The organism is Paraburkholderia sp. CNPSo 3281 (assembly GCF_024206515.1).
In the GTDB taxonomy this organism is placed as follows: Bacteria; Pseudomonadota; Gammaproteobacteria; order Burkholderiales; family Burkholderiaceae; genus Paraburkholderia; species Paraburkholderia nodosa.
The window spans coordinates 373,231-398,466 of record NZ_JAMBPS010000002.1 but is presented as its reverse complement, the minus strand read 5'-3'; the positions used below and the strand labels follow the sequence as shown (position 1 = coordinate 398,466).

At 66.8% G+C, this 25,236-nt stretch carries 23 protein-coding genes; 10 read left to right on the top strand and 13 right to left on the bottom strand.

The genetic code is table 11. From position 1 onward, the window contains the following. Nucleotides 1–89: 89 nt before the first annotated feature. On the bottom strand, nt 90–1,136 hold the full coding sequence (locus M3I56_RS03845) for a bile acid:sodium symporter family protein (RefSeq protein WP_133185413.1): 1,047 nt from the start codon (nt 1,134–1,136) through the stop codon (nt 90–92). Nucleotides 1,137–1,726: 590 nt separating this feature from the next. Here M3I56_RS03845 and M3I56_RS03840 point away from each other — a divergent pair. The 3 genes from M3I56_RS03840 (at nt 1,727) to M3I56_RS03830 (ending at nt 5,088) form a co-directional block, all read left to right on the top strand. Then, the gene (locus M3I56_RS03840) at nt 1,727–2,287 is read left to right on the top strand and encodes a hypothetical protein (RefSeq protein WP_254352616.1); all 561 of its coding nucleotides are present in this window, start codon (nt 1,727–1,729) and stop codon (nt 2,285–2,287) included. A gap of 533 nt (nt 2,288–2,820) precedes the next feature. After that, a complete protein-coding gene (locus tag M3I56_RS03835) occupies nt 2,821–3,918 on the top strand; it encodes a porin (protein WP_254352615.1) in 1,098 nt (365 codons plus the stop codon). Between the two features lie 195 nt (nt 3,919–4,113). Further along, entirely contained in the window at nt 4,114–5,088 is a 975-nt protein-coding gene (locus M3I56_RS03830; RefSeq protein ID WP_028201744.1) for a LysR family transcriptional regulator, read from the top strand. 18 nt (nt 5,089–5,106) lie between these two features. On the opposite strand, the gene M3I56_RS03825 is transcribed toward M3I56_RS03830, so the two are convergent. Further along, the gene (locus M3I56_RS03825; protein WP_254352614.1) at nt 5,107–6,072 is read right to left on the bottom strand and encodes a nitronate monooxygenase family protein; all 966 of its coding nucleotides are present in this window, start codon (nt 6,070–6,072) and stop codon (nt 5,107–5,109) included. Nucleotides 6,073–6,289: 217 nt separating this feature from the next. On the opposite strand from M3I56_RS03825, the gene M3I56_RS03820 reads away from it, so the two are divergent. After that, nucleotides 6,290–7,183, top strand: coding sequence for an alpha/beta fold hydrolase (locus tag M3I56_RS03820; RefSeq protein WP_254352613.1), 894 nt, complete (start codon nt 6,290–6,292; stop codon nt 7,181–7,183). Between the two features lie 34 nt (nt 7,184–7,217). Here M3I56_RS03820 and M3I56_RS03815 read toward each other — a convergent pair whose 3' ends face one another. Further along, nucleotides 7,218–7,691 (bottom strand): Lrp/AsnC family transcriptional regulator, encoded by a 474-nt coding sequence (locus M3I56_RS03815; RefSeq protein ID WP_254352612.1) that lies wholly within the window; start codon nt 7,689–7,691, stop codon nt 7,218–7,220. Between the two features lie 159 nt (nt 7,692–7,850). Between M3I56_RS03815 and M3I56_RS03810 the strand changes: the two genes are divergently transcribed. Then, entirely contained in the window at nt 7,851–8,759 is a 909-nt protein-coding gene (locus tag M3I56_RS03810; RefSeq protein ID WP_254352611.1) for a DMT family transporter, read from the top strand. A gap of 102 nt (nt 8,760–8,861) precedes the next feature. Beyond that, entirely contained in the window at nt 8,862–10,166 is a 1,305-nt protein-coding gene (locus M3I56_RS03805) for a DUF445 domain-containing protein (protein WP_254352610.1), read from the top strand. Between the two features lie 213 nt (nt 10,167–10,379). Here M3I56_RS03805 and M3I56_RS03800 read toward each other — a convergent pair whose 3' ends face one another. From M3I56_RS03800 to M3I56_RS03775, 6 genes are all read right to left on the bottom strand, one after another. Further along, complete coding sequence (locus M3I56_RS03800) at nt 10,380–11,312, bottom strand: MBL fold metallo-hydrolase (protein WP_254352609.1); 933 nt, start codon at nt 11,310–11,312, stop codon at nt 10,380–10,382. Further along, complete coding sequence (locus tag M3I56_RS03795; RefSeq protein WP_254352608.1) at nt 11,309–11,770, bottom strand: MaoC family dehydratase; 462 nt, start codon at nt 11,768–11,770, stop codon at nt 11,309–11,311. Before M3I56_RS03795 ends, M3I56_RS03800 begins: the two co-directional genes overlap by 4 nt. Then, the gene (locus M3I56_RS03790; RefSeq protein WP_254352607.1) at nt 11,767–11,994 is read right to left on the bottom strand and encodes a DUF1289 domain-containing protein; all 228 of its coding nucleotides are present in this window, start codon (nt 11,992–11,994) and stop codon (nt 11,767–11,769) included. Before M3I56_RS03790 ends, M3I56_RS03795 begins: the two co-directional genes overlap by 4 nt. 2 nt (nt 11,995–11,996) lie before the next feature. Next, the gene (locus M3I56_RS03785) at nt 11,997–12,503 is read right to left on the bottom strand and encodes a YbaK/EbsC family protein (RefSeq protein ID WP_028201753.1); all 507 of its coding nucleotides are present in this window, start codon (nt 12,501–12,503) and stop codon (nt 11,997–11,999) included. Nucleotides 12,504–12,543: 40 nt separating this feature from the next. Next, entirely contained in the window at nt 12,544–13,467 is a 924-nt protein-coding gene (locus M3I56_RS03780; RefSeq protein WP_254352606.1) for a hydroxymethylglutaryl-CoA lyase, read from the bottom strand. A 61-nt stretch (nt 13,468–13,528) separates the two neighbouring features. After that, nucleotides 13,529–14,476 carry a glyoxylate/hydroxypyruvate reductase A gene (locus M3I56_RS03775; protein WP_254352605.1) on the bottom strand — a complete coding sequence of 316 codons (948 nt, stop codon included), beginning with the start codon at nt 14,474–14,476 and terminating at the stop codon, nt 13,529–13,531. A gap of 279 nt (nt 14,477–14,755) precedes the next feature. On the opposite strand from M3I56_RS03775, the gene M3I56_RS03770 reads away from it, so the two are divergent. Next, on the top strand, nt 14,756–15,367 hold the full coding sequence (locus M3I56_RS03770) for an alpha/beta hydrolase (protein ID WP_254352604.1): 612 nt from the start codon (nt 14,756–14,758) through the stop codon (nt 15,365–15,367). A 33-nt stretch (nt 15,368–15,400) separates the two neighbouring features. On the opposite strand, the gene M3I56_RS03765 is transcribed toward M3I56_RS03770, so the two are convergent. Then, nucleotides 15,401–16,657 (bottom strand): acetate/propionate family kinase, encoded by a 1,257-nt coding sequence (locus M3I56_RS03765; protein ID WP_254352603.1) that lies wholly within the window; start codon nt 16,655–16,657, stop codon nt 15,401–15,403. Further along, nucleotides 16,654–17,595, bottom strand: coding sequence for a bifunctional enoyl-CoA hydratase/phosphate acetyltransferase (locus M3I56_RS03760; protein WP_254352602.1), 942 nt, complete (start codon nt 17,593–17,595; stop codon nt 16,654–16,656). The genes M3I56_RS03765 and M3I56_RS03760 overlap by 4 nt, the downstream gene beginning before the upstream one ends. A gap of 495 nt (nt 17,596–18,090) precedes the next feature. On the opposite strand from M3I56_RS03760, the gene M3I56_RS03755 reads away from it, so the two are divergent. The 3 genes from M3I56_RS03755 (at nt 18,091) to M3I56_RS03745 (ending at nt 22,917) form a co-directional block, all read left to right on the top strand. Further along, entirely contained in the window at nt 18,091–20,844 is a 2,754-nt protein-coding gene (locus M3I56_RS03755) for a DUF3141 domain-containing protein (RefSeq protein ID WP_309249123.1), read from the top strand. A 139-nt stretch (nt 20,845–20,983) separates the two neighbouring features. After that, nucleotides 20,984–21,763: an enoyl-ACP reductase FabI gene (gene fabI, locus M3I56_RS03750; RefSeq protein WP_266230391.1), complete on the top strand. Its 780-nt coding sequence runs from the start codon at nt 20,984–20,986 to the stop codon at nt 21,761–21,763. A gap of 143 nt (nt 21,764–21,906) precedes the next feature. Beyond that, nucleotides 21,907–22,917, top strand: a complete 1,011-nt coding sequence (locus tag M3I56_RS03745; RefSeq protein WP_254352601.1) for a sulfate ABC transporter substrate-binding protein — start codon at nt 21,907–21,909, stop codon at nt 22,915–22,917. 77 nt (nt 22,918–22,994) lie between these two features. Here the strand turns inward: M3I56_RS03745 and M3I56_RS03740 are convergent, their stop codons facing one another. Both M3I56_RS03740 and M3I56_RS03735 read right to left on the bottom strand, forming a co-directional pair. Continuing rightward, nucleotides 22,995–23,300: a hypothetical protein gene (locus tag M3I56_RS03740; RefSeq protein WP_254352600.1), complete on the bottom strand. Its 306-nt coding sequence runs from the start codon at nt 23,298–23,300 to the stop codon at nt 22,995–22,997. Between the two features lie 240 nt (nt 23,301–23,540). Continuing rightward, on the bottom strand, nt 23,541–25,163 hold the full coding sequence (locus M3I56_RS03735; protein ID WP_254352599.1) for an ABC transporter substrate-binding protein: 1,623 nt from the start codon (nt 25,161–25,163) through the stop codon (nt 23,541–23,543). Nucleotides 25,164–25,236: the final 73 nt, after the last annotated feature.

The following is a 25,236-nucleotide window of genomic DNA, read 5'->3' as shown; positions in this document are numbered from 1 at the left end:
AGGAGGTTGAGACGCCGGGAGCAAGCCGCGGCGTTTGCTGCAGCAGGGCGGCGGTTTCTCGCCGCCCCGAGTGACGTACTGAACGCCGCTTAGCGGCGCGCGGCGGTGGCGGTGCGTTCGCTCGCGCCGGCGCGCGATTCGTCGCCCGCGCTGGCGGCGCGCTCGGCGCTCATGTCGCGGGCACCCCAGCGCTGGGCGAGCGCCGCGCACACCATCAACTGGATCTGGTGGAACAGCATGAGCGGCAGCACGACCGCGCCCACGGCGTTGGAGGCGAAGATGACCTTCGCCATCGGCACGCCGGCCGCGAGGCTTTTCTTCGAGCCACAGAAAATGATGGTGATCTGGTCGGCGCGCGAGAAGCCGAGCTTCTTGCTCGTGAACATCGTGATGCCGAGCGCGAGCGCGAGCAGCACCGCGTTCACCACGAGCAGGCCGCCGAGTGCGGTGAGCGGAATGTGATGCCAGAGCCCTTCGTTCACGGCCTCGGAAAACGCGCCGAACACCACCAGCAGGATCGACCCCTGATCGACGAACTTGAGCACGCCCTTGTTGCGCTCGATCCAGCGGCCGATCACCGGGCGCAGCAGCTGGCCCGCCACGAACGGCACAAGCAGTTGCAGCACGATGTTCCACACGGTGTGCCAGGCCGAGCCGCCGCTCGCGCTCTGGTTCGTGACGATCAGGCTCACGAGTGCGGGCGTGACGAAGATGCCGATCAGGCTCGACGCCGAAGCGCTGCAAACGGCGGCGGGCACGTTGCCGCGCGCAATCGAGGTGAACGCAATGGACGACTGCACCGTGGAGGGCAGCGTGCAGAGGAACAACACGCCCGCGTAGAGCGCCGGGGTGACGAGCGGCGAAAGCACGGGCTTGAGCGCGAGGCCCAGCGCCGGAAAGAGCACGAAGGTGCTGAGCAGGACGACGATGTGCAGCCGCCAGTGCGTCGCACCGGCGACGATCGCCTCGCGCGAGAGCTTGGCGCCGTGCAGGAAGAACAGCAGGCCGACGGCCACATTGGTCAGCCAGTTGAAACCGGTGGCGGCCTGGCCGTGCACCGGGAACAGGCTCGCAAGAATCACCGTGCCGACGAGGCAAAGGGTGAAGTTATCGGGCAGGAATTTCGGACGTGCCATCGGACAATCTCAAATGCGCGCCTGGGCGCCTGGCTGCGCGCAGATCGATGTGCGTGCAACGGGTGAATCGGGATGTCTATTGTCGGCGCAAGCCGATTGAAAAAGCAAATTCATTTGAAGCATCGATTCATGATGGATACGCATGTATCGCCGGCGTCGATGTCCCCTTTATGCCGGATTCCTCATCGACGGGCGAGGGTATTCCCGAGCCGCAAAAGTCGTCAGGAGTCCGCGCATTCTTCAGATGTTCAGGCTTGCTCAAACATAAAACGAACAGCGCTCACACCTGTTCGGAGAGCCTTGCCAGGCGGCCTTCCGAGGGCGCATCCGAAGCGAGAAAACCCAGCAGTAACATGGTGTTACAACCCTTCGGGCGGCATAACATCTTTTGGCTCGACACCCATACAGCACGCCCATAAATTACCGTCAAGGACGCCCGGACCGTTGTGGCGGCAATCGTTACGCGCTCGCGCGGCGAGCGTCCCGGGACTGGCCTGCCATGGCCCGAGTGGCGGGTTGCCAAAGCGCGAACGTCGGGCAGGTGAAACGTCACAATGCACGCAGGGTTGTCAAAACTGGGACAGTGGGTCTTGGGGGCCGGATTAGCGGCCTTCGTTGCGCTCGCCCATGCTCAGCCCGGTTTTCCAGGGCACGGCGGGGGCGGCGGCTTCGCGCGCGCGCCTTCCATGCCCGCGATGCCCACCATGCACTCGATGCCCGCGCCGCGCGGTGGCATGTCGTTGGGCGGCGGCTACCGCGGCGCCCCTGAGCGCGGCCGCGGCCCGGCCGCTTACGCCGGTGCCGCTTCGCCCATGCGCGTGGCCGACCAGGGCGGCCGCTATGAGCGCGGCGGCAATCGTGCGCCGAACCAGTGGCAAGGTCAGGTCCAGCAGCAGGCTCCCCATCGCGACTACAGGTATGGCACGCCGTTCGGCGGCTACGGCGGCGGCTATCGCGGCAATCCCATCACGCCCGTGAGCGCGGAAACGCGTCCGGTGCCGCATCCGCCGGCCGACTCGCCGGTGCGCGCGGGCTCGATCCGCGAAGACGTCGCCCGCTACAACGAGGAGCGCGGCGGTACCTACCGGCCATTCCCGCGCAACGGCGGCGAGGTCCCGCGTCCGCCCATGCCTTCGCCTTACCGCAATTGAGCGCTGCCTCACGGCCCGCTTTTGTTTTCTTCCCCCGCACGCTTTCTCCCGCTTTCTTCATTTGATTCTCCTCAGGATTCGCTTCAGGCATTGACCTGCTAGCGACGCCGAAACACGTCCAAAACAAGGTGCGTTCGTCCACGCCGCGAAAACTGACGCGTGGATACCACACTTTTTTGGAAATCTCTCGTCATACACAACCCGTGCGTCTCAAATCTCGCTTTCGTTTCGGCGGCACGTCATTCGCAGCCCCACGCGTGCGGGAGCGCCCCGCTGGGCGCGGCCCGGCAGGCTGCGATTCGCTGTGACGCAGCGCAGCGGAAAGCGGCGTCGACAGCGGCAAACAAGGTTCTATCGACGGCAATCTAATCCGCCCCATATACCGGCAATAACACCGTTTATTTTTGATCATAAAAATGGTCCGCAAAGATGGATCCGCCCAGAACGGCCACGCCTGCGAACGACGAAAAAACAGAGCTCGCGTGAGCGCCTCAGCCGCCCGACACCCTTTTTTGACAAAGACTGGAGAACCCATGAATACAACGGTCAGCCGTGCGCTGAGCACCACCCTGAAGGCGAGCGCGCTCGCCGCTGTTATTGCCGCCGCGTCGTCGTCGGCGTTTGCGCAGTCGAGCGTCCAGCTCTACGGCCAGGTCGACGAATGGGTCGGGGCGACGAAATTTCCGGGCGGCCAGACTGCCTGGAACGTGAGCGGCGGGGGCATGTCCACGTCGTACTGGGGCATGAAGGGATCTGAAGATCTGGGCGGCGGCTACAAGGCGATCTTCACCCTGGAAAGCTTCTTCCGCGCGCAAAACGGCCAGTACGGCCGCTTCGCGGGCGACACGTTCTTCGCGCGCAATGCGTACGTCGGCATCGAATCGCCGTACGGCACGGTCACGGCGGGGCGCCTGACGACACAACTGTTCGTCTCGACGATTCTCTTCAACCCGTTCATCGATTCGTACACCTTCTCGCCGATGGTGTACCACGTGTACCTCGGCCTCTCGACGTTCCCGACCTACACGACCGACCAGGGCGTGGTGGGCGACTCGGGCTGGAACAACGCCGTGCAGTACTCGACGCCTAACTTCAACGGCCTCTCGGGTTCGGCCATGTATGCGTTCGGCAACCAGGCCGGCCAGAACGGCTCGAAGAAGTGGAGCGTGCAGGGCCTGTATTTCCATGGCCCGTTTGCGGCCACGGCGGTCTACCAGTACGTGAACTTCAACAACACGCCGGGCGACATCGGCAGCATCGTGAGCGGCGACACGACCATCATCGGCCTGAAGAGCCAGGGCGTGGCGCAGGTCGGCCTCTCGTACGACCTCAAGTACGTGAAGTTCTTCGGCCAGTACATGTACACGGCGAACTGGCAGCAGGTGGGCAGCTGGCACGTCAACACCGCCCAGGGCGGCGTGACGGTCCCGGCCGGCCCGGGCACGGTCATGGCGTCGTATGCGTACTCGCGCGACGGCGGCGGCCTGAACCAGACGCGCCAGACGGCGGCTATCGGCTACGACTACGCGCTCTCCAAGCGCACCGACGTCTACGCCGCGTACATGTACGACCACTTCGACAACATGTCGAGCGGCCAGACCTACGGTGTGGGCCTGCGCGCGAAGTTCTAAACGGCGCAGCCTGTAACGTCGCCGTTCGACGCAAAAACCCCGCGCTATGTGCAGCGCGGGGTTTTTGCTTTCTGGGCCGCCCGATTTAAGGCGCGGCAAAACGCGCCTGCGCGTTTCAACACCCGCATTTGATAAAACGAGGAAAATATCGCCGATTGATTCTCATTCTTTGATATTCGAATTGAAGGCCGCGCAATGGATACCCTCGTCAGCATGAAAGTGTTCCGCCAGGTGGTGGAGGCGGGCAGCTTCGTCGCGGCGGCCGAGCGCATGAACATGTCCGCCGCGATGGCGAGCAAGCATGTAATGCATCTGGAGCAGCAGCTCGGCGCGCGCCTGTTGAACCGCACCACGCGCCGCGTCGCGCCCACCGAGGCGGGGCGCGAGTATTACGAGCGCGTGGCCCAGGCGCTCACCGAACTCGACGAGGCCGGCCAGGCGGTGGGCGCGGCGAGCGTGGTGCCGCAGGGGCGCCTGCGCGTGTCTTCGCTCACGGCGTTCGGGCTGCGTCATGTGATGGGCGCGGTCGCCGACTACGCCGCCGGCTATCCGCAGGTGACCGTCGACATCACGCTGTCCGACCGCGTGGTCGAGCTGATCGACGAGGGCTTCGACGTGGCGATCCGCGCCGCGCCTTCGGGGCTCAAGTCGTCTTCGCTGATCGCGCGGCCGCTCGCCACCGCGCACATCGTGCTGTGCGCCTCGCCCGAGTACCTGCGCCGCCACGGCGCGCCGAAAACCGTGGCCGATCTCGCGCGGCACAACTTCGTTCAGTACGCGGGGGCTTCGGCCCAGGAACTCGCGCCGTTCGCGGAGGGCGCGGGCGGCATGAAGCCGAAGCCGGGCGGCAATCTCATCGTCAATCACCTGGAAGCGCTGCGCGTGGTGGTGCTGCAAGGCGGCGGGCTGTCGATGCTCGGCACCGAAGTGGTGGGCGACGATATCGCCGAAGGTCGCCTCGTGCCGCTGCTCGTCGACGCGCTGCCGCCGCGCGAACTGCCGATCTACGCTGTGTACGCGAGCCGCCGCCATCTCTCGGCGAAGGTGCGCTCGTTCGTCGATTTCCTTGCCGCGCGCTTTTCGGAGCGCGAACTCTGGCCGGGCGTCGAAGCGATACGCGCGGCGGCGGTCAATGCCGACGCCGCCCGTATTGCGTCCGCCCGCGGCTGAAACCGGGCCCGCCTGCGCTCAGCGGCCCACGCCCAGCCGCGCCTTCGTCGCCTCGTACTCGTGCTTCAGGCGCGCCACGAGATCCGCCACGGAGGGCACGTCGTCCATCAGGCCGACGGCCTGGCCTGCACCCCACACGTCTTTCCAGGCCTTCGCCTTCGAGGTGCCCGCGCCGAAGTCCATCTTCGACTTGTCCGACTCGGGCAGCGCATCGGGATCGAGCCCGACGTTCACGATGCTCTCGCGGATGTAGTTGCCGTGCACGCCCGTGAAGAGGTTCGTGTAGACGATGTCCGCGGCTTTCGCTTCGAGAATGGCGTGCTTGTAGTCGTCCACGGCGTGCGCCTCTTTCGTCGCGATGAAGCGTGTGCCCATGTAGGCGAGGTCCGCGCCCATGGCCTGGGCGGCGAGGATCGAGCCGCCGTTGGCGATCGCGCCCGACAGCACGATCGGGCCGTCGAAGATGCGCCGCACTTCGCCTACCAGCGCGAACGGCGAGGTCGTACCCGCATGGCCGCCCGCGCCCGCGGCCACGAGGATCAGGCCGTCCACGCCCGCTTCGAGCGCCTTGGCGGCGTGGCGCAGGTTGATGACGTCGTGCAGCACGATGCCGCCGTAGCTGTGCACCGCGTCGAGCAGCTCGCGCGGCGGCGCGCGCAGGCTCGTGATGAAGATCGGCACATGGTGCTCGACGCACACGCGCACGTCGTGCTCGAGCCGCGCATTCGACTGATGCACGATCTGGTTGACGGCGACCGGCCCGATGACGGCCTCGGGGTTCGCGCGCTTGTGCGCGGTGAGTTCCTCCCGGATCTGCGTGAGCCAGACGCCCAGTTCCTCGGCGGGGCGCGCGTTGAGCGCCGGAAACGAACCGACGATGCCCGCCTTGCACTGCGCGAGCACCAGCTCCGGGTAGCTGACGATGAACATCGGCGAGCCCACGACGGGCAGCGAGAGGTTTTGCAGGACGGCGGGCAGTGCCATGGGGAGGTCTCCTTGCGGCGCTTCGATAGACGGCGGGGGCGCGAAAACGGCCGTTCGATTATAGGCGTGAGGTCGATCGGGCACCGCGCGTGCGGATCCCTCGTGCGGTTTTCGAGGGAGTGTTCGGTTTCTACCGCTGCGGACCCAAAAGCACATTTTCGAGCCGTGCTCGCCTCATACAATGACCGCAGACCAACAAACACAAGAGACTAATCCCATGCTCTTCGACGGATTCCAGCCTTTCACCGTTCGCACAGCGGGCGGCGTAGACATCTGCGGCGTGAAGGGCGGCGACGGACCGCCGCTGTTGCTGCTGCACGGCCATCCGCAGACGCATATGATCTGGCACCGGTGCGCTTCCTCGCTCGTGCAGCACTTCACCGTCATCGCGACGGATCTGCGCGGCTACGGCGCCTCCTCGAAACCGGCCAGCGACGACACGCACGCCGCCTATTCGAAACGCGCGATGGCGGCCGATCAGGTCGAAGTCATGCGTCACTTCGGCTACGAGCGTTTTCTCGTGTGCGCGCACGACCGTGGCGCGCGCGTTGCGCACCGCATGGCGCTCGATCACGCCGACGCCGTCGAGCGGCTCATGCTGCTCGACATCGCGCCCACGCTCGCCATGTACGAGCAGACCGACCGCGAGTTCGCCACGCTCTACTTCCACTGGTTCTTCCTGATCCAGCCCGAGCCGCTGCCGGAAACGCTGATCGAAGCGAACCCCGACGTCTATATCGAGCGCGTCATGGGCAGCCGTCACGCGGGTCTCGCACCCTTCGCGCCGAAGGCGCTGGGCGCCTACCGCGCGGCGCTGCGCCAGCCGGGCGCCGTGCATGCGATGTGCGAGGACTATCGCGCATCGGCCACCATCGACCTCGAGCACGACCGCGCCGATCTCGAGCGCGGCAACAAGGTGGCGTGCCCGCTGCGCGTGCTGTGGGGCGAGGAAGGCGTGATCGAGCGCTGCTTCGACCCGCTCGCCGAATGGCGCAAGGTGGCGCGCGACGTGAGCGGGCGTGCGTTGCCGTGCGGCCATTACATTCCCGAAGAGGCGAGCGAGGCGCTGGTCGAGGAGATGCTGGCGTTCTTCGAGACCACGGAGCGCTGACGGGCTGCCGCGCCCGGGTTTCAGCACCCGGGCTTCAGCGTAGCGGCGGCAGGCGGCGCGGCACCGGCGTGGACTTGACGATGGCCGTGCTGGTTTCGGCGCGCTCGGTGACTTTCGCGAGAATCTCGTCGAGCTGATCGATCGAATGCAGATAAAGCCGGGCGATGAAGCAGTCGTCGCCCGTGACCTTGTCGCACTCGACGAACTCGGGAATGCGCCGCAGCACCTCTTCCACCAGATGCAATTGTCCGGGCAGCGGCTTCACGCGCACGATGGCCTGCAAGGTGTAGCCGAGCGCGCGCGGATCGATCTGCACCGCATAGCCGCCAATCACGCCTTGCGCTTCGAGCCGGCGCAGCCGCTCGGACGTGCTCGGCGCCGACAGCCCCACGTGCTTGGCCAGTTCGGCGACGCTTGCGCGGGCGTCCTCGGCGAGGGCCGCGAGCAGCATGCGGTCGATGTCGTCGAGCGGGGCCGCGGCGGGCGTTGGGTTCGGACGTCGGTTCATGATTGCGCGGGTGCTCCGCTAGGTTGGCCTTTCAATCGAAGGCAAGTCTTGCCTCTCGCCTAAGTTTAGCCATGTATTCCTCGCCTTGCAGCCGATAAACTGGCTTGCAGATACGAAGGGCTGCGCGCCCTTCGTGCGCTACAACGAGGATGCAAGCTCATGTCTTCCACCACTCCTGAAATTCGCCGCGGCGCCGCCGAGATGATCGTCGCGATGCTGATGTCCGGCACCATCGGCTGGCTCGTGGTCGCCTCGCGGCAGGCCCCGATCAACATCGCCTTTTTGCGCTGCGTGCTGGGCGGCGCGACGCTCACGCTCGTGTGCGCCGCGCTCGGCCTGCTGCGCCGCAAGCACCTGCCGCCGCGCACGCTCGCGCTCGCCGTGCTGGGGGGCGCGGCCATCGTCGCGAACTGGGTGCTGCTGTTCGCCGCCTATTCGCGTGCGTCGATCTCCATGGCCACGGCCGTCTACAACACGCAGCCGTTCATGCTGGTCGGTCTCGGCGTGGTCATTTTGCGCGAGCGCGTGAGCGCTTCGACGGTTGCGTGGCTGGCGGTGGCCTTCCTCGGCCTCGTATGCGTGGTCGAGGTGCAGCCCGCCGTGCTCGCCGTGCCCGGCGAGTACCTGCAGGGCGTGGCCTATGCGGCGGGCGCGGCGTTTCTCTACGCGATCTCGTCGATCATCACGCGCCATCTCAAGGGCACGCCGCCACACCTCATCGCGCTCGTCCAGCTCGCGTTCGGCGCGCTCGCGCTCGCGCCGTTCATCCACTACGGCACGCTGCCGGCCACGCCGCTGCACTGGGCGCAGCTCGTCACGCTCGGCATCGTGCACACGGGCATCATGTACGTGCTGCTCTACGGCGCGATCCAGAAGCTGCCCACGGCGATGACGGGCGCGCTCTCGTTCATTTATCCCGTGGTCGCGATCCTCGTGGACTGGTTCGCGTTCGGCCAGCGGCTCGCGTGGATCCAGGTGGTGGGCGCCGCGCTCATCCTGGTCGCGGCGGCGGGCGTGAACCTCGGCTGGCGGATCGTGCCGCAGCGGCGGGACACGCGTTCGGCCTGAGGCGTCGCGAGCGCGCCGCGCTGGCGCGGCGCTTCGGCATGCGGCGGTTGGCGCGCGGGCAGCATAATGTCGCGATTCGAACCTCGCGACTCTCTGCTCCTCATGACGCCTTCGAACGCCCCACGGGACGAAGCCGAACTCACGCGCGCCAAGCGCCAGGCGCTGGCGTTTCTGCTGGTTGCGGCGCTCGTCTTCGCCGGCACGGCGCTTTTTTTCCCGCCAGGCGTCGTGACGGACGGCGTCAAGTCCGTGAGCGAAGCGGCGATGGTCGGCGGCCTCGCCGACTGGTTCGCGGTTGTCGCGCTGTTCCGGCGCGTCCCGATTCCGTTCGTTTCGGCGCACACGGGCGTCATTCCGCGCAACAGGGACCGCATCGCCGACGAACTCGCCGCCTTTGTGCGCGACAAGTTTCTCGACGTGGGTTCGCTCGTCGGGCTGATCCGGCGCCACGATCCGGTGGCGCGGCTTTCCAGCTGGCTCACCGCGCCGCAGAATGCGCAGCGCCTCGGCGACTACGCGGTGCGCATGATGTCGGGCGTGCTCGGCCTCACCGATGACGCGCGCATCCAGAGCTTCATCCGCGACAGCCTGCACGCGGCGCTCGCGCGCGTCGACTTCTCGAAGTCTGCGGGCGCGATTCTCGACACGCTCACCCGGGACGGCCGCCACCAGGAGCTGCTCGACCAGATGCTCGAGCAGCTCGCCATCCTGCTGCGTGACGAGGGCACGCGCGCGTTCGTCGCATCGGCCATCGTCGACTGGCTCAAGAGCGACTATCCGACGACCGAGAAGTTTTTGCCGAGTGAGTGGATCGGCGAGAGCGGCGCGCGCGTGGTGGAAAGCGCCGTGAACCGGCTGCTGCTGCAGGTGAGCGAGGATCGCGAACATCATCTGCGCCAGAAGTTCGATGAGGTCGTGGAGAAGCTGATCGTGAAGCTGAAGAGCGATCCGGCGTTCCTGCGCAAGGGCGAGGAGCTGAAGGCGAGCCTGCGCGAGGGCAGCGCGCTCAACGACTACACGCGCGCGCTGTGGGACAGCCTGCGCGCGTGGCTGCGCGACGATCTGGAGCGCGAAGACTCGGCGCTGCACGCGAAGGTCGCCGCAACGGGCCGCTGGCTAGGCGAGACGCTCGCCGCGGACGCCGAACTGCGCGCTTCGCTCAACGGCCATCTCGAAGACGCCGCGCGCGCCATGGCGCCCGACTTTGCGCGTTTCCTCACGCATCACATTCGCGACACCGTGAAAAACTGGGATACGCGCGAAACCGCGCGGCTCATCGAGTTGAAAATCGGCAAGGATCTGCAGAAAATTCGCGTGAACGGCACGGTGATCGGCGGCGCGATCGGGCTCGGACTCTACTTGTGTTCGCATCTGTTCGAGCTTGTGCGGCTCAAGCTCGGGCAGTGAGATTGATTCGGATTCCAGATCAATGACTCGTGCGACGATGCGCCATGCCTGTGCCCGTAGGTCATCTGTAGGGAAATCACCGATGCTTCGGGAATTCTGGCGCGAGTATCATGCCTTCGACAGTTTGATCACGTCAGAGCTAATTCCAACGCTCGTCCGGAAACGGACGAGCGTTTTTTTTTGCGCTTTTCCAGCTTCTTTTATGCAGCCTGGCTAGACGGCAGCCGCCGGGGCTTCGAGGCGTTCGCCGTTCACGACCAGCGCGCCGCTCTTCGCCAGTTCCCCAGCCAGTTCGCGCAGCAGCCCCGGCCACTCGCTGCGCGAGGAGAGTTGCTGCGCCGCGGCGTGCAGGGAGGCGGCGTTTTCCAGCATCGCCAATAACGAGTCGAAGGTCATCGCGCGCACTTCCAGCAGCTTGAAGACGATCAGCACCTTGAGCGCGTTCTTCGCGTTGCGGGCCGGGTCGGCGCGCAGCCAGGCGAGGCGCGAGAACGCGCGTTCCAGCGCCGCCTCGACGTTCGTGAACGGCTTGCCGTGGCCCGGAATCACCACGCGCACGTCGAGCTTCGCGATGGCTTCGAGCACCGCGTGCTGCTCGGCGAACCCGCTTTCGCCTTCGAGCTCGGGAAAAATCACGCCGAAGCCATTCTCCCAAAGCGCATCGGCGCTGATGAGCAGGCGCGGCCCGGCTGCGTAGAGCATCACGGAGTCAGGGTCGTGCCCCGGCGCGCCGATCACCTCCCATTCGAAGCCTCCTAGCGCGAGCCGTTCGCCCGCCGCGAGCGTGCCTGTGAACGCGAATCGGTCGCAGCTCTGCCCGGTGGCGAGAAAGCTCAGGCGCGCCTCGTCCCACTCGCGCACGATCGTCGCGCTCGCCGCGGGGATCAGCGTCGCGCAGGGCCAGTGCGCCTGCAGCCGTGCGTTGCCGCCGCAATGGTCGGAGTGCAGGTGCGTGTTGACGATGAGATCAAGTGCTCGAGGGCCCAGTGCGTGACGCACGAGCGCGAGCGTCTGTTCGGCGTGCGTGGCGTAGCCAGTATCGACGAGTGCGGCGCGCGCCTCATCGACGAGCAGCACGTTGTTCGACGAAAGCCAGCCGCGCTCGAAAACGCGGATCGATTCGGGGAGTGCGGGCGCGGCGCTCATGCCTGTGCGTGTGCCGATGCGTGCTCGGGCTTGGGCATGACGAGGATCGTCGCGCGCCCTGCCACGAGCGTTTCGCCGTTCTGGTTCACGGCCTCGCCCGCGAGCTTCACGAGATCGCCGTTCAGGCTCGGCTTCCACCACGCTTGCTCCACGCGCCACTCGAACGTGATCGTGTCGTTCGCGTGTGCGGCGCGCTTGAGCTTCATGTCGAATTCGAGTCCGAGCGGTTGCGCGTACTGCGAGTAGTGCGTGGCGAGCAGCGCCATGAAATGCGCGGTGGGCTGCGTGCCCGATGCGATCAGGCCGCCAAAGCGGCTTTGCGCCGCGTAGGCTTCGTCGTGATGCAGCGGGTTCAGATCGTTCACGAGCAATCCGAACGATTTCACCGATTCGGGCGTGAGCAGGAGCGTCGAGCGGAACGTCTCGCCGATCGATACGACGCGGGCGGGCGCGTTCATTGTTTTTCTCCTGGCGACTCGAAGCGCTGCGCGACCCATTCGGCGTGCCGCGTCTCGATCGCGTCCCAGACGGCGCGCTTTGCGTCGTCGTCGAGCGTGGACCAGCCGGCAATTTCGTCGATGGTGCGCAGGCAGCCCTCGCACAAGCCGCTGCGCTCATCCATGCGGCAGATGTTGATGCAAGGCGAGGGCGGCGGCGTGACGGTGTCGTGAGTCGCGCTCATGCTCACGCGTCGCGCAGCGCGACGTCCACCACGGGCGCGCCGGTCAGCGCTTCCAGTTCCTGTGGCGAGAGGTTGAACACCGCATGCGGATGGCCGGCCGCGGCCCACAGGCTTTCGAGCTCGAACAGATCGGCGTCGATCAGCGTGACGGGCGTCGTGGCGTGGCCGATGGGGCACACGCCGCCAATGGCGTAGCCGGTTTTCTCGCGCACGAACTTCGCGTCGGCGCGGCCGATCTCGCCCACGTGCGCGGCCACTTTCTTTTCGTCCACGCGGTTTGCGCCGCTCGCGATCACGAGCACGGGCGCGTCGTCTTCGCGGCGGCGGAACAGGATCGACTTGGCGATCTGCGCGACTTCGCAGCCAAGACCCGCGGCGGCTTCGGCGGAAGTCTTGCCGGTCTCGGGCAGCATCACGACCGGCCTGGCGTGGCCGCGCTCGCGCAGCATCAGGGCGACGCGGCGCGCGGAGTCGGGCAGGGCGTCGAGGTTGTCGAGGGTTTCCGTCATGAGTTGATTTCCTTCGTACTACGATTCGATGGATCGCGGTTCAAGCGCAGGCGGCTTCGCTGCGCGCTTTCGCAAGCAGGGCCTTGCCCGCGCGCGAGACGTTCGCCCGGCCGATGGCGGTCGAAATGAAGTCACCCGCCGCGACGACCTGGTTCAGGTCGATGCCGGTATGGATGCCCAGGTCGTTCATGAGGTACAGCACGTCTTCGGTCGCGACGTTGCCCGTGGCGCCCTTCGCATACGGACAGCCGCCCAGGCCCGCCACCGACGCGTGGAAAATGGCGATGCCTTCTTCGAGCGCCGCATAGATGTTGGCGAGCGCCTGGCCGTAGGTGTCGTGGAAGTGGCCCGAAAGGCGCTCACGCGGGAACACCTTCGTCACCGCTTCGAACACTTCGTGCACGCGCCTCGCCGTGCCCACGCCGATGGTGTCGGCAATGTCGATCTCGTCGCAGCCGAGCGCGGCGAAGCGCTCCACGACATCGACGACCGAAGCGACCTGCACTTCGCCCTGATACGGGCAACCGAGCGCGCACGACACGCTGCCGCGAATGCGCACGCCGTGCTCCTTCGCGGCTTGCGCCACGGGCGCGAAGCGCTCGATGCTTTCCGCGATCGAGCAGTTGATGTTCTTCTGCGAGAACGCCTCGCTCGCCGCGCCGAAGATCACGATCTCGTCCGCGCGCGCGGCGAGCGCGCCTTCGAAGCCGCGCAGATTCGGCGTGAGGACCGAGTAGATCGCGTCGCTGCGGCGCTCGATACCGGCCATGACTTCGGCGCCGTCGGCCATCTGCGGAACCCATTTGGGCGAGACGAACGAGGCGGCCTCGATGTTCGGAAAGCCCGCGGACGAGAGCCGGTTGATCAGTTCGATTTTGGTTGCGGTGGGAACGAATTCCTTCTCGTTCTGCAGGCCGTCGCGCGGGCCGACTTCGACGATCTTGACTGCGGTGGGTAATGCCATTGCCGTGTCTCCAACGAATATTTGAAATGCTTCGCGATGTTCCGATGCGATTTGCCGATGTTCAGTAACCGCGCCCGACATGCACCACGCCGCTCACGGTCTCGCCGCGAGCCAGAGCGCCGATCTTGTCGGCGACCTGCGAGATCGCTTCGTCGCGCAACGTGAGCGCCGAACTGTGCGGCGTGATCGTGATGCGCGGCTCGCGCCAGAACAGGTGATCGGGCGGCAACGGCTCTTCGCGGAACACGTCGAGTGTCGCCGCCGCGAGCGTGCCGTTGGCCAGCGCGTCGAGCAGGTCCTGCTCGTCCAGATGCGTGCCGCGCGCCACGTTCACGAGATACGCGCCGCGCGAGAGCTTGCCGAAGGTGCGCGCATTGAGCACGCTTTCGGTGTCGGGCGTGGCGGGCAGCAGGTTCACGAGCAGCTTCACGCCGTCGAGGAAGGCGTCGAACTGCTCGCCGTGCAACTCGCCCGAATACGTTTCGATGCCCTCGATCGTCTTCATGCTGCGCGAAAAGCCGCGCACCGGCACGCCGAGCGAGGCAACCGCGTGCGCGACCTGCGCGCCGAGTACGCCCAGGCCGAGCACGCCCACCGTGAAGGTCTCGTGCGGATGCGGTGCGAGCACGTGCCATTCACGGCGCGCCTGCGCGAGCGCGTATTCGTCGAAGCGGCGCAGGTAGCGCAGCACGGCATGCTGCACGTACTCGCTCATCTGCCGGCCCATGCCCGAGTCTTCCAGCCGCACGAGCATCGCGGTGCCGGGCAGCGTGCCCGGCCGCTCGCGTTCGTGGGCGAGGATCGCGTCGACGCCCGCGCCCAGATTGAAGATGGCTCGAAGCCCCGGCACGCCGAAGAGTTCGCGCGGCGGGTGCCAGACGACCGCGTAGTCGGCGGGGTCGGTGTCGCCGGGTTGCCATTCGCTTAACTCGGCATCGGGCAGAGCGCGCGCGAGGCCGTGGAGCCACGTGGAGGCGTCGGTCTGCGGGAACCAGAAAATGATTTTCATGATGGGTGAACCTGTCCCTGGTAACGGCGGTGCGGCTCGAAGATACGCGCGCTGTTGCGTTGCGTGCGGCCCGCTAGAGCCGTGAGAGCCGCCTGCACCGGCACCATTCTACTTTTTCAGGCCCGCGACCGCCGGGCAAATCGCGGCGCGCCCGCCCGCCGCGTGTCTCGCACCGGATCATGCCGGGGCCGCCGAAAAGCTAAGCAAAAAAAATTGGTTCGGCGCGCGTGGCTCGCAGGCCACAATCGATTCACGCCGTGTTCCAGCAAGGAAAAAATCATGCTTTCGTGCGCGCAAATGCGTTGGCCGCCCCGCCTCGTCACCGTGCCGGGCCTGCACGGCAGCGACGGCGCTCACTGGCAGAGCTGGCTCGAACGCCAGTTCGCGCGCTCGCTGCGCGCGGAGCAGGACGACTGGGACGCCCCCGATCTCGCGGTCTGGGGCGCGGGGCTCGCGCGGCGGCTAGCGGGCGAGCGCGGGCCGTTCCTGCTGGCCGCGCACAGCTTCGGCTGCCTCGTGGCGGCGCATGCGCTGCACACGGGCGTGCTGGGGGAGAGCGGCGCCGACATTGCCGGCGTGCTGTTCGTCGCGCCCGCGAGTCCCGAGAAATTCCGCTTTGCCGGCGCGTTCGAGGCGCGGCAGCTGCCCGTGCCGTCCATCCTCATCGGCAGCGAAACCGATCCGTGGATGCCGCTCGAAGGCGCCCGCGCGCTCTCGCAGCAACTGGGCAGCACGTTCGTGAATCTCGGCGATGCAGGGCACATCAACACGGCGGCCGGCTTCGGGCCGTGGCCGCGCGCGAAGTATTTCGTCGATACGCTCGTCCATGGCGCAGCGCCGGGGCGGTTGCGCGACGCGGCATTCGACCAGGGCGGTCCGGCGTACGCCTGAGGTGAGGCGCAGCGAACCGCAGCGTAGGCCCGCTCAGTGCCTGAGCGCCGCCCGCAGCAACCGTGCCGTATGGAGCGCGATCATCCCTTCTTCGTCGGTGCGGATCGCGAAAACGGGAACGCGGCTTTCGCGTGCGCTCACGCGCTCGTTGCCGTTACTGCTGCCCACCTCGTTGACTTGCGCGTCGAGCAAGGTGCCGAAAACCGGCGCGAGCCGCTCGCACACCTGTGCGCGAACGGGCGCGGCGTGCTCGCCGATGCCCGCCGTGAACACGAGCGCGTCGAGCCCGCCCAGCACCACGGCGAGCTTGCCCACGTCCTGCGCGATGCGATACGTATAGAAGTCGATCGCGAGCCTCGCCCGGTCGCTGCCGCTCGCGAGCAGTTCGCGCATGTCGCTGCTCAGGCCCGACAGGCCCTTCAGGCCCGACTCCTGATACAGCACCTTCTCGATGGCGTGGTAGTCCATGCCCTTCGCCATCATCCAGAGCACGGCGCCTGCGTCGAGCGCGCCGCAGCGGGTGCCCATGGGCAGGCCGTCGAGCGCGGTGAGGCCCATGGTCGTCTCGACGCTCTTGCCGTCCTTCATCGCGCACAGGCTCGCGCCGTTGCCCAGGTGCGCGACGACCACGCGCCCGCGCGCAATGTCGGGCGCGACCTGATGCAGGTGCCTGGCGATGTACTCGTACGAGAGACCGTGAAAGCCATAGCGCCGCACGCCCTCGCCGTAATAGCTGTACGGCAGCGCGAAGAGCTGCGCCATGATGTCGTTGCCCGCGTGGAACGCGGTGTCGAAGCACGCCACCTGCGGCAGCTCGGGCGCGGCCTGGCGCACCGCGCGAATCGCGGCGAGATTGTGCGGCTGATGCAGGGGCGCGAGCGGCGTGAGCGAGTCGAGCTCCTGGATCACTTCGTCGTCGATGAGCACCGCGTCGGCGTAGCGCGCGCCGCCGTGCACCACGCGGTGACCGATCGCGGCGGGCGGCGTGTCGCGCAGGCCCACGGCGAGCACGAGGCGCAGGAGCCGAAACGCGGCGTCGTGATCGGCGACCTGGGCGACCGGAAACTTCTCGTCGACGATCAGGCGCCCGTCGGCCATATGCGCGACCACGCGCGGTGCGACGCCGATGCCCTCGATCTGGCCGCCCGCGCCATGCAGCGCGCGCGCGCCGCCCTCCACGTGGTCGTCTTCGATCACGCGAAACACCGAACACTTGATGCTAGACGAACCCGCGTTCACGACGAGCACGACATGGCCTTCCACGGCCGGCTGGGCTTGGACGCTGCTCACAGGATCTCCGTGGCTTTGCGCGCGCGCCGCGCATGCGCGAGCAGTACGGCGATTGCGCAACTGCCGATGCGCGAGCGCACGCTGTCGGCGCGGCTCGTGAGGATGATCGGCACGCGCGCGCCGAGGACGATGCCGGCCGCTTCCGCGCCGGCGAGGAAGGTGAGCTGCTTGGCGAGCATGTTGCCCGCTTCGAGGTCGGGCACCAGCAGGATGTCGGGGTCGCCTGCAACAGGCGAGTGGATGCCCTTGATGCGCGCGGCTTCGGCGCTGATCGCGTTGTCGAAGGCGAGCGGCCCATCGAGCAGGCCGCCCGTGATCTGGCCGCGGTCGGCCATCTTGCAGAGCGCGGCGGCGTCGATGGTGGAGGGCATCTTTTCGGACACGGTTTCCACGGCGCCGAGAATGGCGACCTTGGGCGTGCCTACGCCCAGCGACTGCACGAGGTCGATCGCGTTGCGCACGATGTCGGCCTTGTCGGCGAGCTTGGGGAAGATGTTGACGGCCGCATCGGTGATGAAAAGCGGCTTGTGGTACGAGGGCACGTCCATCGCGAACACGTGCGAGAGGCGCCGCTCGGTGCGCAGGCCATTGGCGCCGAGCGCGACTTCGTGGAGCAGTTCGTCGCTGTGCAGGCTGCCCTTCATGAGCAGTTCGGCCTCGCCCTCGCGCACGGCGCGCACCGCGAGTTCGGCGGCGGCGTGGCTGTGCGGCGCGTCGATGAGAGTGATGCCATCGAGGCGCAGGTCGGCTTCCTCGGCCACCGCGCGGATCTTCGCCTCGGGGCCGACGAGGATCGGCACGATCAAGCCGAGGTTCGCGGCGTCGAGCGCCCCGGTGAGCGAGGACACGTCACAGGGATGCGCCACGGCGGTGGGCACGGGCGCGAGGCCGCCGCAACGGGCGAGCAGAACCGAATACTTGTCGGGCGATGAAGTCATGGCGGTCTCCACTAGGGCGTCCATCTGGACCATGCTGCGGCGCGCAAAGCCGTAACAGTGTAGACCAGCGCGAATGAGCCAGTCGGCTGGATGCACGCCAGGCCGGCGCGGCATCGTGACGCGTCGCGCCCAGGCCCGGCAGTCGCGGCTGTCATGCTTCGTTCACAGGGCGTTGCGATCATCGGGTAGGCCCCGAGGGCCGGCGCGAACCTTGACTTTCGCAAGGCTGACGCCTAAGTTTTTAGATGCCGCAGTGCAACATGATCTGGCTCTTTTCACGTCGCGGTCGCGAGGCGCACGAAGCGCGCATGCGGCCGCGAATATCTTTTGCCGGCCCCGTTGCCCGCAATGCCGCCGCTGTGAGGGCGGCAGCAGAGGGGCAGCGGCCAGGCCCCGCGCGCCGTTCGTCATGAAGGCGCGCGTCCACGGCCCGCGCCGGCCTGGCGCCTGCTTGCCGCGAGGCGGGCGGGTGCTCCCTTAAAGGAGATTCGTCTCGTGGCAGTTCCCACCTCCTCGCCGCTCGTTTCGTCGCCGTTTTCGTTTCTGCCCACGCTCGCATCGGGCACGTCTTTCTGGCCCTTTGCGCCTTTCTGGCCCCTCGCGGGCGCATCCGACGAGGAGTCATCGCCCCAGACGCCGCTGATCGAGGCGGCTTCGGCTGTGTCTTCGGCAGTGAACCAGGCAATCGAATCGGCGCAGGCCGCGCCGACGGCCGCGCAGCCGCTCTACGAGTACCTCTACGACGCCTGGCAACGCAGCGTGCTGTTCCTCGACGTGCTGCGCGAGCGCGGCAATCAGACTTACATGCACGAGCAGGCCGGCATGCCGCCGGTGCTCGCATTCGACTACGAAGTGATCGTCGACGGCCGCGAACTCGACGATCCATGCAATTACGCGCTCCTGCGCATCAAGCCCGAAGAGGGCGTGGCGACCGACCCGCGCATGCGCCCCTTCGTCGTGATCGATCCGCGTGCGGGCCACGGCCCCGGCATTGCCGGGTTCAAGATGGACAGCGAAGTCGGCATCGCGTTGCGCAAGGGCCACCCGTGCTATTTCGTGACCTTCTTCCCGGTGCCCTGCGAAACGCAGACGATCCAGTCGGTCGCGCAGGCCGAAGGTGTGTTCGTGCAACGCGTGCGCGAGCTGCATCCGGACGCGGACGGCCTGCCGTTCATCATCGGCAACTGCCAGGGCGGCTGGGCCGCGGCGCTGCTCGCGGCTTCCGCGCCCGCGCTGGTCGGGCCGCTCATGCTCGCGGGCTCGCCGCTGTCGTACTGGGCCGGCGTGCGCGGCAAGAATCCCATGCGCTATTCGGGCGGCATGCTGGGCGGCTCGTGGATGTCCTCGCTCGCCGCGGACCTGGGCGACGGCCGCTTCGACGGCGCGTATCTCGTGCAGAACTTCGAGTACCTCAACCCGGCCAACACATACTGGGGCAAGCTCTACAACCTCTACTCGAGGGTCGACTCCGAGCGTGAGCGCTTCCTCGAATTCGAGCGCTGGTGGGGCGGCCATTTCCAGCTGAACCGCGCCGAGATCGACTGGATCGTGCAAAACCTGTTCGTGGGCAACCACCTCACGCGCAACGAGGTGTTCGCGAAGAACGCGCGCTCGCCAGTGGACCTGCGCAACATCCGCACGCCGATCATCGTGCTCGCCTCGTGGGGCGACAACATCACGCCGCCGCAGCAGGCGCTCAACTGGATTCCCGACCTGTATGCGAGCGTCGACGAGATCGTCGCCAACGAGCAGGTGATCGTGTACTGCCTGCACGACAAGGTGGGGCACCTGGGCATCTTCGTTTCGGCGAGCGTGGCCAATAAGGAACACACCGAACTATTCTCGGCGCTCGACCTGATCGACGTGCTGCCGCCGGGCCTCTACGAAGCGAAGATTACCGACTCGACGCCGGAAGCCGGGCGCCTCGAAGCGCTCGAAGGCCGCTACGAGATCCGCTTCGAGCGCCGCACCATCGAAGACATTCTCGCGCTCGACGACGGCCGCGACGACGAGCAGCCCTTCGAAGTGGTGCGCCGCTTCGCGGAGAACAACCAGCGTCTCTACGACCTGTTCGTTTCGCCGTTTGTGCGCGCGTCGACCAATGCGTTCAGTGCGCACGCGCTGCGCGAGTCGCATCCGTCGCGCGTGGAGCGCAGCGTGATGAGCGACGCGAACCCGGCGCTCGGCGTGCTGCCCGCCATGGCCGAAGCGGTGCGCGGCAACCGCAAGCCGACCGCGTCCGACAATCCGTTCACGCTGCTCGAGAAGCAGACTTCGGCGACCATCGAGGCTTCGTGGGACGCGTACCGCGACGCGCGCGATGCCTGGATCGAGAGCACGTTCTACAACGTCTACACCGCGCCGTGGGTGCAGGCCTGGGTGGGCGTGACGCCGAACGAGCCGCTCGAGCCCATCGCGCCGCCGCTCATGGCGCTGCGCAAGGAGCTCGCGCAGTACCGCCTGCGCGCGGCGCGCGCGCATCTCACGAAAGGCACGCTCGTCGACGCGTTCATGCGCATCGCCGCGTACATCGTCGACGAAATGCATACCGTGCAGTACCGCCCGTTCCAGCGCATGCGCGAACTCGCGCGCGAGTATCTCGGCGATCGCCAGCCGAGCATCGCCGAACTCAAGGAAGCGGCGCGCCGCCAGGGCGCGATCGTGCAGCTCGATCCGCAGGCCGCGATCGACGCGTTGCCCGAGATCGTGCCCGACATGAAGTTGCGCCGCGCGCTGCTCGCGGCCGTGTACCGCATCGCGACCGTGTCCGGGCCGCTCGAAGGCGAGCGGCGCGAGCGCTATCGCCACGTGCAGCGCGCGCTGGGCGTCGAGCCGGGCAGCGAGAAGACGGGACTGCCGCCGCTCGACGGCGGCGGGTCGTCGTCGGAGGGCGGCGGTGTTTCGGGCGCCGGCGGCGGTACGGCTGGCGACGGCAGCGCGGAACAGGGCGTCAAGGCATCCTCCGCGGCGCAAGCTGCGGAACCTGAAGCTGAAGCCCCGGCGGCTCCCGCGAAGTCCTCCCGCGCGAAGGCTGCCGCTGCGGGCGAACACGCCGCGTCCGCGAAACCCATGCGCGCGGCGCGCGCCGGCGTGAAGGTGAAGACCGCGGAACCGGCCGAAGCGAAGAAGGCGCCCGCTGCCGCCAAGACGGCGGCGCGCCGCTCGCGCGCGGCATCGACGCCCACCGCCACGCGGGCCGCGGGCACGACGGCCACGCGCCGCCGCGCGACGCGCAGCGCGAGCGAGTAACGAAGCCCAATCCCGTGGCACCCCGGACGCGCCGCATCCCCGCCGATGCGGCGCGTCGTTTTGAGGTCGATACATCGGCAGCCAGATCGGCAACTGCATCCGCGGCCATCACTGGCCGTTTTCCACTGCGAGGTCAGCCGTGCATACTCCTCCCGAACGGCCGCTTGCCGGCATGCGCGCGCTCGTCACCGGCGTGGCGAACGCCGATTCGATCGCCTACGGCTGCGCCCGTGCGTTCGCCGATCTCGGTGCGCAACTCGCCATCACCTATCTCAACGACAAGGCCAAGCCCTACGTCGAGCCGCTCGCCAACGAACTGGGCGCGCAATTGCTGCTGCCATTGAACGTCGAGGAAGACGGCCAGCTCGACGCTGTATTCGACGCCGTGCGCGAAACGTGGGGCGCGCTCGACATCGTGCTGCACTCCATCGCCTATGCGCCGAAAGAGGATCTGCAGGGCGGCCTGCTCGACTCGTCGGCGCAAGGTTTCGCGTATGCGATGGACGTGTCGTGCCACTCGTTCATCCGCATGGCGAAGCGCGCCGTCCCGCTCATGCCGCACGGCGGCACGCTCTTCGCGATGAGCTACGACGGCGCGAACCGCGTCGTGCCCAGCTACAACCTGATGGGCCCGGTGAAAGCGGCGCTCGAAGCGTCATGCCGCTATCTTGCGTACGAACTCGGGCCGATCGGCATCCGCGTGCACGCGATCTCGCCTGGGCCGCTCAAGACGCGCGCGGCCTCGGGGCTGCCCGACTTCGACCGCATGCTCGCCGAGGCCGTGGAGCGCGCGCCGCTCGGCGAACTCGTCGACATCATGGACGTGGGCTACGCGACCGCGTATCTCGCCACGCGCTACGCCCGCCGCATGAGCGGCAACACCGTGTATATCGACGGCGGCGCGCACATCATGGCGTAACAGGCCTTAGCACGAAAGCCGCAAAGCAAAGCTCGCATCGGTATAAGCCGTGCGCCCCGGCTCGCTAGAATCGAGCGTTCGGTCTGCTTACGAAAATCATGCAGGTAGGCCGAAACGCCTTTCAACGACAGACGGGGATCACCATGGCAGGTTTGGGACGCACGGCGCGCTGGCTCGGCGCGGGCATCATCGCATTGAGTGCAGCGGCGGCGCACGCCGAAACGTCGTTGCTGAATGTCTCGTACGACGTGACGCGCGAGCTGTACAAGGACATCAACGCGAGCTTCATCGCCGACTATCAGAAGAAGACCGGCGAGACCCTGTCGATCAAGCAGTCGCACGGCGCGTCGAGCGCGCAGGCGCTCTCGGTGCTGCAAGGCCTGCAGGCCGATGTCGTGACGATGAACCAGCCCAACGACATCGACCTGCTCGCGCAGCAGGGTCATCTCGTGCCCGCCAACTGGCGCACGCGCTTGCCCGACGCGAGCGCGCCCTATACGACGACGATGGTGTTCCTCGTGCGCAAAGGCAACCCCAAACACATCAAGGACTGGGACGATCTCGCCAAACCTCGCTTGCAGGTCGTGATCGCCAATCCGAAGACGTCGGGCAATGGACGCTACGCGTATCTGGCCGCGTGGGGCTACCGCAAACAGCAGGGCGCGAGCGACGCCCAGGCGCTCGACTTCGAACGCGCGCTCCTGAAGAACGTGCCGGTGCTGGACGCGGGCGGCCGGGGCGCCACGACGACCTTCACGCAGCGCGGTATCGGCGACGTCCTTGTGACCTTCGAAAACGAAGTGGCGCTCATCGATACGGGCGTGGGTGCGAAGGACTTCGAAGCCGTCTATCCCTCGGTGAGTCTGCTGGCGGAGCCGCCGGTGACGATCGTCGACAAGGTCGTGGACAAGCGCGGCACGCGCAAGAGCGCGCAGGCGTATCTCGACTATCTGTATTCGCCCGCCGCGCAGGAGATCATCGCGCAGCACCATCTGCGTCCGCGCGATGCCGCGGTGCTCGCGAGGCACACAAACGAGTTCAAGCCGATCAAGACCTTCACGGTCGAGCAGGTGTTTGGCAGCTGGCAGAACGCGCAGGCGACGCATTTCGCCGATGGCGGCACGTTCGATCAGATCGTCGCAGACCGCAAGTAATCCGGGCGCGACGTAACGACACCGCGTAAAAAAAGCGCCTCGCAATTTGCGAGGCGCTCTGCATTCAGGCTGCGGATTTAGTACCAGCCGCGACGGCCATGCCATTCGTTGCGGCCGTACCAGCGACGGCCGTCCCAGTAGCGGTCGCCGTGCCAGCCGACCACGACAGCCGGCGCGTAGGCCACGCGCACGGGCGGCGCGACGTAGACCGGACGCGGCGCGACATACACGGGCTGCGGCGCGACATACACCGGCGCCGGTGCAACATAAACGGGAGCGGGCACGCCGACGTTCAGGCCGACTACCACGCCGGCCATCGCGGTTTGCGAGGCGGCCAGGATGAGCGCTCCAGCACCCAGCGCGGCAAAGAGTTTGGTTTTCATTTTGAGCCCCTTCGGTTGAAGATTCGATGGCTTCAATGTAGCTGGGCGCTCGGCGGCTTGAGTTACCAAACTGCAACAAACTGCGCGCGAATTTTACCGGCGGTAATGAGAGGAAAGGGCACTCGCCCGCCTGCGGCGGGCTTCCCGCATGTTTGGCGCAGGCGGGCGTGTTTCAATTCGTGATCGTCGGGGCAGGTCTGTAATCGGGGCGCCGGGCGCGAACGCCCGGCGCTCGTACCGTTACTGCACCGCGACGCTCGCGAAGTTCTGGCGTCCGAACGGACTCACCTGATAGCCGCTCACGTTCGTGCGCGTGATGGCGGCGGCGGTCGGGTAGCCAAGCGGAATCCACAGCGCCTCGTCGTGGATGATCTGCTGGGCGGCTTCGTAGAGCTTCACGCGCTTCGCCTGGTCGGCGGTGGCCTTGCCTTCGGCGATCAGCTTGTCGAGTTGCGGATCGCAAAAGCGCGCGAAGTTGATGCCCGACTGCACCGCATTGCAGCTAAAGAGCGGCGAGAGATAGTTGTCGGGGTCGCCATTGTCGCCGGCCCAGCCCATGAAGAGCGTGTCGTGCTGGCCTTGCTTCGCCTGCTTGATCAACTCGCCCCACTCGATCACCTTGATCTCCGCCTTCACGCCGATCTTCGCGAAATCGGCCTGCAAAAGCTCCGCGCCCGCACGCGGGTTCGGGTTCAGCACGCTGCCGTTCGGGCGCACCCAGATCGTCGTCGCGAAGCCGTTGGGGAAGCCCGCGTCGGCGAGCAGCTGTTTCGCCTTCGCCGGGTCATACGGATACGGCTGGATCGACTTGTCGTAGCCCCAGGTGATGGGCGGCCAGGGGTTCGTCGCGGGCGTGGCGGTATCGTCGAAAATCGCCTTCAGGTACGTCGTGCGGTCGAACGCCATGTTCAGCGCCTGGCGCACCTTCTGGTTGTCGAGCGGCTTCTTCTGCGTATTGAGCGCGACGAACGCCGTCATGAACGCGGGCGTCTCCACCACCTTGAGCGACTTGTCGTCCTTCGCCGAAGCCACGTCCTGGGGCTTGGGCGAGAGCGCGATCTGGCATTCGCCGGCCTTCACCTTCTGCGCGCGCACGGCGGCGTCGGGTGTGATCGCGTAGATCAGGCGGTCCGCCTTCGGTTTCGGCCCCCAGTAGGTCGGGTTCACGTCGTAGCGGATCACCGCGTCCTTCGTGTAGCTCTTGAGCACGAACGGGCCCGTGCCCACCGGCTTCGCGTTGAGGTCGACCTGCTGGCCGGCCTTGAGCAACTGGTCGGCGTACTCGGAGGAGTAGATCGACGCGAAGCCCATCGTGAGGATCGAGAGGAACGTGGCGTTCGGCTCGTTGAGCTCGAACTTCACCGTGTTCGCGTCGACCTTCGTGACCGCCTTCACGAGCTTCACGAGGCCCATCGACTGCGCGTGCGGGAAGCCGCTCGCGCCAGCCACCTTGTGCCACGGATTGTTCGCGTCGAGCATGCGATCGAACGTGAAGACCACGTCGTCGGCGTTGAGCGTACGCGTGGGCTTGAACCATTCGGTCGTCTGGAACGCCACGTCGGGGCGCAAATGGAACGTGTAGGTCAGGCCGTCGGCGCTCACTTCCCACTTGTCCGCGAGCGCGGGCACGACCTTCTTCTGCGCTTCGTCGTAAGCCACGAGCGAATTGAAGATGACGTCGGCCGACGCGTTGGTCGTGACGAGCGAGTTGAACTGCACGACGTCGAAGCCGTCGGGACTCGACTCGGTGCAGACCGTCAGCGGTTTGGCGAGCGCGGGCGCGGCCGCGAACGCGGCGCCAAGCGCGGCCGCGAGCACGAAAGCAGGCGCAAGCGTGCGCGCGGTGGGCGAGGTGAAGCGCATGGGATCTCCGTGGTTCTTCGGTGGCGGGCGGCGCCCCGTTTTGTTCGATTCAGGAGAGGCGAGAAGGCTCAGA